Below are 5,373 nucleotides of genomic sequence, written 5' to 3'. Positions count from 1 at the left end.
CCGGCTCGTTAACAGCCGAATTCAACTGGTTGCTCCTTCGTCAGCGTGGGGGTGGCCGTTTCGTGTGTCGGTTTGCCACTGCCTTCGGGTGGTGGAGGCCATGGAGACATCTACGGAGAGTTTGATTCTGGCTCAGGACGAACGCTGGCGGCGTGCTTAACACATGCAAGTCGAACGGTGAAGCCCAGCTTGCTGGGTGGATCAGTGGCGAACGGGTGAGTAACACGTGAGTAACCTGCCCCTGACTCTGGGATAAGCCTTGGAAACGAGGTCTAATACCGGATACGAGACGCTCGTGCATGCGAAGTGTCTGGAAAGATTTATCGGTCAGGGATGGACTCGCGGCCTATCAGCTTGTTGGTGGGGTAACGGCCTACCAAGGCGACGACGGGTAGCCGGCCTGAGAGGGCGACCGGCCACACTGGGACTGAGACACGGCCCAGACTCCTACGGGAGGCAGCAGTGGGGAATATTGCACAATGGGCGCAAGCCTGATGCAGCGACGCCGCGTGAGGGATGAAGGCCTTCGGGTTGTAAACCTCTTTCAGCAGGGAAGAAGCGCAAGTGACGGTACCTGCAGAAGAAGCGCCGGCTAACTACGTGCCAGCAGCCGCGGTAATACGTAGGGCGCAAGCGTTGTCCGGAATTATTGGGCGTAAAGAGCTCGTAGGCGGTTTGTCGCGTCTGCTGTGAAAACTCGAGGCTCAACCTCGGGCTTGCAGTGGGTACGGGCAGACTAGAGTGCGGTAGGGGAGACTGGAATTCCTGGTGTAGCGGTGGAATGCGCAGATATCAGGAGGAACACCGATGGCGAAGGCAGGTCTCTGGGCCGCAACTGACGCTGAGGAGCGAAAGCATGGGGAGCGAACAGGATTAGATACCCTGGTAGTCCATGCCGTAAACGTTGGGCACTAGGTGTGGGGCTCATTCCACGAGTTCCGTGCCGCAGCAAACGCATTAAGTGCCCCGCCTGGGGAGTACGGCCGCAAGGCTAAAACTCAAAGAAATTGACGGGGGCCCGCACAAGCGGCGGAGCATGCGGATTAATTCGATGCAACGCGAAGAACCTTACCAAGGCTTGACATACACCGGAAACTTCCAGAGATGGTTGCCCCGCAAGGTCGGTGTACAGGTGGTGCATGGTTGTCGTCAGCTCGTGTCGTGAGATGTTGGGTTAAGTCCCGCAACGAGCGCAACCCTCGTCCTATGTTGCCAGCACGTGATGGTGGGGACTCATAGGAGACTGCCGGGGTCAACTCGGAGGAAGGTGGGGATGACGTCAAATCATCATGCCCCTTATGTCTTGGGCTTCACGCATGCTACAATGGCCGGTACAAAGGGCTGCGATACCGCGAGGTGGAGCGAATCCCAAAAAGCCGGTCTCAGTTCGGATTGGGGTCTGCAACTCGACCCCATGAAGTCGGAGTCGCTAGTAATCGCAGATCAGCAACGCTGCGGTGAATACGTTCCCGGGCCTTGTACACACCGCCCGTCAAGTCACGAAAGTCGGTAACACCCGAAGCCGGTGGCCCAACTGTTCGCAGGGGGAGCCGTCGAAGGTGGGACTGGCGATTGGGACTAAGTCGTAACAAGGTAGCCGTACCGGAAGGTGCGGCTGGATCACCTCCTTTCTAAGGAGCTTCTGACACTGGCCAGCTTGCTGTAGTGGCGCTGGTGGTGTGCAGAGACCAGGCCTCAGCCGTTCGCGCTGGGGGTGGTGCTCATGGGTGGAACATCAACTACGGCCGCCTGCTGGTGGTCGGCGTCGCGTCAGTACTCCTTGCCTTCGGGTGGGGATGGAACCTCGCACAGTCGACCGGTACCAGCTGGTGGCCTAGGCACGCTGTTGGGTCCTGAGGGAACAGCCCGCGAGGGAGGTTGCTTCGTACGGGCCCGGATGGTTCCTCGAACCGCTGGTACTTCGGTGCTGGTAGGCGAGTGGACAAGACTTCCGGGGATCGTTCGTTGTTTGAGAACTGCACAGTGGACGCGAGCATCTTTAAAGTATGATTTTGTGGTCAAGTTTTTAAGGGCACAGGGTGGATGCCTTGGCACTAGGAGCCGAAGAAGGACGTGGTAGCCTGCGATAAGCCTCGGGGAGTTGGCAAACGAACCGTGATCCGAGGATGTCCGAATGGGGAAACCCCGCACGAGTCATGTCGTGTGACCCGCACCTGAATATATAGGGTGTGTGGAGGGAACGCCGGGAAGTGAAACATCTCAGTACCGGCAGGAAGAGATATTCCGTGAGTAGTGGCGAGCGAAAGCGGATCAGGCCAAACCGTATGCGTGTCAAGCCGGCAGGCGTTGCGTGTGCGGGGTTGTGGGACCTTTCAGCTGGTTCTGCCGAACCAGCAGGGAGTCAGAAAGCCTCGTGATAGTCGAAGGGCATTGAAAGGCCCGGCACAGAGGGTGGTACCCCCGTAGACGAAATCACGTGGCCTCCCGAAGGGGATCCCAAGTAGCACGGGGCCCGAGAAATCCCGTGTGAATCTGGCAAGACCACTTGCTAAGCCTAAATACTACCTAGTGACCGATAGCGGACAAGTACCGTGAGGGAAAGGTGAAAAGTACCCCGGGAGGGGAGTGAAATAGTACCTGAAACCGTGTGCCTACAATCCGTCGGAGCCTCCCTAGCAGGGGTGACGGCGTGCCTTTTGAAGAATGAGCCTGCGAGTTAGTGGTACGTGGCGAGGTTAACCCGTGTGGGGAAGCCGTAGCGAAAGCGAGTCCGAATAGGGCGTATGAGTCGCGTGCTCTAGACCCGAAGCGAAGTGATCTAGCCATGGGCAGGTTGAAGCGCGGGTAAGACCGCGTGGAGGACCGAACCCACCTGGGTTGAAAACCGGGGGGATGACCTGTGGTTAGGGGTGAAAGGCCAATCAAACTTCGTGATAGCTGGTTCTCCCCGAAATGCATTTAGGTGCAGCCTCGCGTGTTTCTTGCCGGAGGTAGAGCTACTGGATAGCCGATGGGCCCCACAAGGTTACTGACGTTAGCCAAACTCCGAATGCCGGTAAGTGAGAGCGCGGGAGTGAGACTGCGGGGGATAAGCTCCGTAGTCGAGAGGGAAACAGCCCAGACCACCAGCTAAGGCCCCTAAGCGTATGCTAAGTGGGAAAGGATGTGGAGTTGCACAGACAACCAGGAGGTTGGCTTAGAAGCAGCCACCCTTGAAAGAGTGCGTAATAGCTCACTGGTCAAGTGATTCCGCGCCGACAATGTAGCGGGGCTCAAGTATACCGCCGAAGCTGTGGCATTCACACATTGCGCTAAGCCTTCGTGGTTCAGGCGTGTGGATGGGTAGGGGAGCGTCGTGTGGCGGGTGAAGCTGCGGGGTAACCCAGTGGTGGACGCTACACGAGTGAGAATGCAGGCATGAGTAGCGAATGACGGGTGAGAAACCCGTCCGCCGAATGACCAAGGGTTCCAGGGCCAGGCTAATCCGCCCTGGGTAAGTCGGGACCTAAGGCGAGGCCGACAGGCGTAGTCGATGGACAACGGGTTGATATTCCCGTACCGGCGAAGAACCGCCCATACCGAGCCCGGTGATGCTAAACGCCCGAGCCGTAGCACCGACTCCTTCGGGAGTCACCGCTTCGGGGAGCGCGTGACCCGATCCGGTAGTAGGTAAGCGTATTAACAGGAGTGACGCAGGAAGGTAGCCCAGCGTGGCGATGGTAGTCCACGTCCAAGGCCGTAGGGCGAGTGGTAGGCAAATCCGCCACTCATATAGCCTGAGAACCGATGGTGACAGCGTATGCTGGATGATTGGGTGATCCTATGCTGCCGAGAAAAGCTTCGACGCGAGGTTCTAGCCGCCCGTACCCCAAACCGACTCAGGTGGTCAGGTAGAGAATACCAAGGCGATCGAGAGAATCGTGGTTAAGGAACTCGGCAAAATGCCCCCGTAACTTCGGGAGAAGGGGGGCCTGAAGCGTGTACCGGCTTGCCCGGGAAGCGTGGAGGGCCGCAGAGACCAGGGAGAAGCGACTGTTTACTAAAAACACAGGTCCGTGCGAAGTCGCAAGACGATGTATACGGACTGACGCCTGCCCGGTGCTGGAAGGTTAAGAGGACGGGTCAGCCGCAAGGCGAAGCTCAGAATTTAAGCCCCAGTAAACGGCGGTGGTAACTATAACCATCCTAAGGTAGCGAAATTCCTTGTCGGGTAAGTTCCGACCTGCACGAATGGCGTAACGACTTCTCCGCTGTCTCAACCGCGAACTCGGCGAAATTGCACTACGAGTAAAGATGCTCGTTACGCGCAGCAGGACGGAAAGACCCCGGGACCTTTACTATAGCTTGGTATTGGTGTTCGGTGCGGCTTGTGTAGGATAGGTGGGAGACTGTGAAGCCGGCACGCCAGTGTCGGTGGAGTCAACGTTGAAATACCACTCTGGTCGCTCTGGACATCTAACCTCGGTCCGTGATCCGGATCAGGGACAGTGCCTGGTGGGTAGTTTAACTGGGGCGGTTGCCTCCTAAAATGTAACGGAGGCGCTCAAAGGTTCCCTCAGCCTGGTTGGCAATCAGGTGGCGAGTGCAAGTGCACAAGGGAGCTTGACTGTGAGACTGACAGGTCGAGCAGGGACGAAAGTCGGAACTAGTGATCCGGCGGTGGCTTGTGGAAGCGCCGTCGCTCAACGGATAAAAGGTACCCCGGGGATAACAGGCTGATCTTGCCCAAGAGTCCATATCGACGGCATGGTTTGGCACCTCGATGTCGGCTCGTCGCATCCTGGGGCTGGAGTAGGTCCCAAGGGTTGGGCTGTTCGCCCATTAAAGCGGTACGCGAGCTGGGTTTAGAACGTCGTGAGACAGTTCGGTCCCTATCCGCTGCGCGCGCAGGAAACTTGAGAAGGGCTGTCCCTAGTACGAGAGGACCGGGACGGACGAACCTCTGGTGTGCCAGTTGTTCCGCCAGGAGCACGGCTGGTTGGCTACGTTCGGAAGGGATAACCGCTGAAAGCATCTAAGCGGGAAGCCTGCTTCAAGATGAGGTTTCCACGGGACTTGTCCCGAGAGGCTCCCGGCTAGACCACCGGGTAGATAGGCCGGATGTGGAAGAGGGGACTCAAGACCCTCGCAGCTGACCGGTACTAATAAGCCGACAACTTCACCACCCATACTTTTTGCTACGCGTCCACTGTGCGGTTCCCGAACCGCGAACACCCCGCACCCGCCCCAGCGCGGTCGTGCGGCCCGTGTTTGACAAGTTCGACAGAGTTACGGCGGTCATAGCGAGGGGGAAACGCCCGGTCCCATTCCGAACCCGGAAGCTAAGCCCCTCAGCGCCGATGGTACTGCACTCGCCAGGGTGTGGGAGAGTAGGACGCCGCCGGACACCCATTCACGAAGAGCCACCCCGTT

At 58.2% G+C, this 5,373-nt stretch carries 3 rRNA genes; all 3 read left to right on the top strand.

Features of this window, described 5'->3' with window-relative positions:
- The first annotated feature begins 109 nt into the window (after positions 1–109).
- The 3 genes from EBM89_RS19315 (at position 110) to rrf (ending at position 5,347) form a co-directional block, all read left to right on the top strand.
- Positions 110–1,631: ribosomal RNA gene (locus EBM89_RS19315) — 16S ribosomal RNA — on the top strand.
- 385 nt (positions 1,632–2,016) lie between these two features.
- Positions 2,017–5,126, top strand: a 23S ribosomal RNA gene (locus EBM89_RS19310).
- A 104-nt stretch (positions 5,127–5,230) separates the two neighbouring features.
- Positions 5,231–5,347, top strand: a 5S ribosomal RNA gene (gene rrf / locus EBM89_RS19305).
- The 16S, 23S and 5S rRNA genes sit together here, the layout of an rRNA operon.
- Positions 5,348–5,373 lie beyond the last annotated feature (26 nt).

Source organism: Cellulomonas triticagri (genome assembly GCF_003696205.1).
GTDB classification, from domain to species: Bacteria; Actinomycetota; Actinomycetes; order Actinomycetales; family Cellulomonadaceae; genus Cellulomonas; species Cellulomonas triticagri.
Note: the sequence above shows the minus strand (reverse complement) of the source record. Positions and strands in the feature narration are given on the sequence as shown.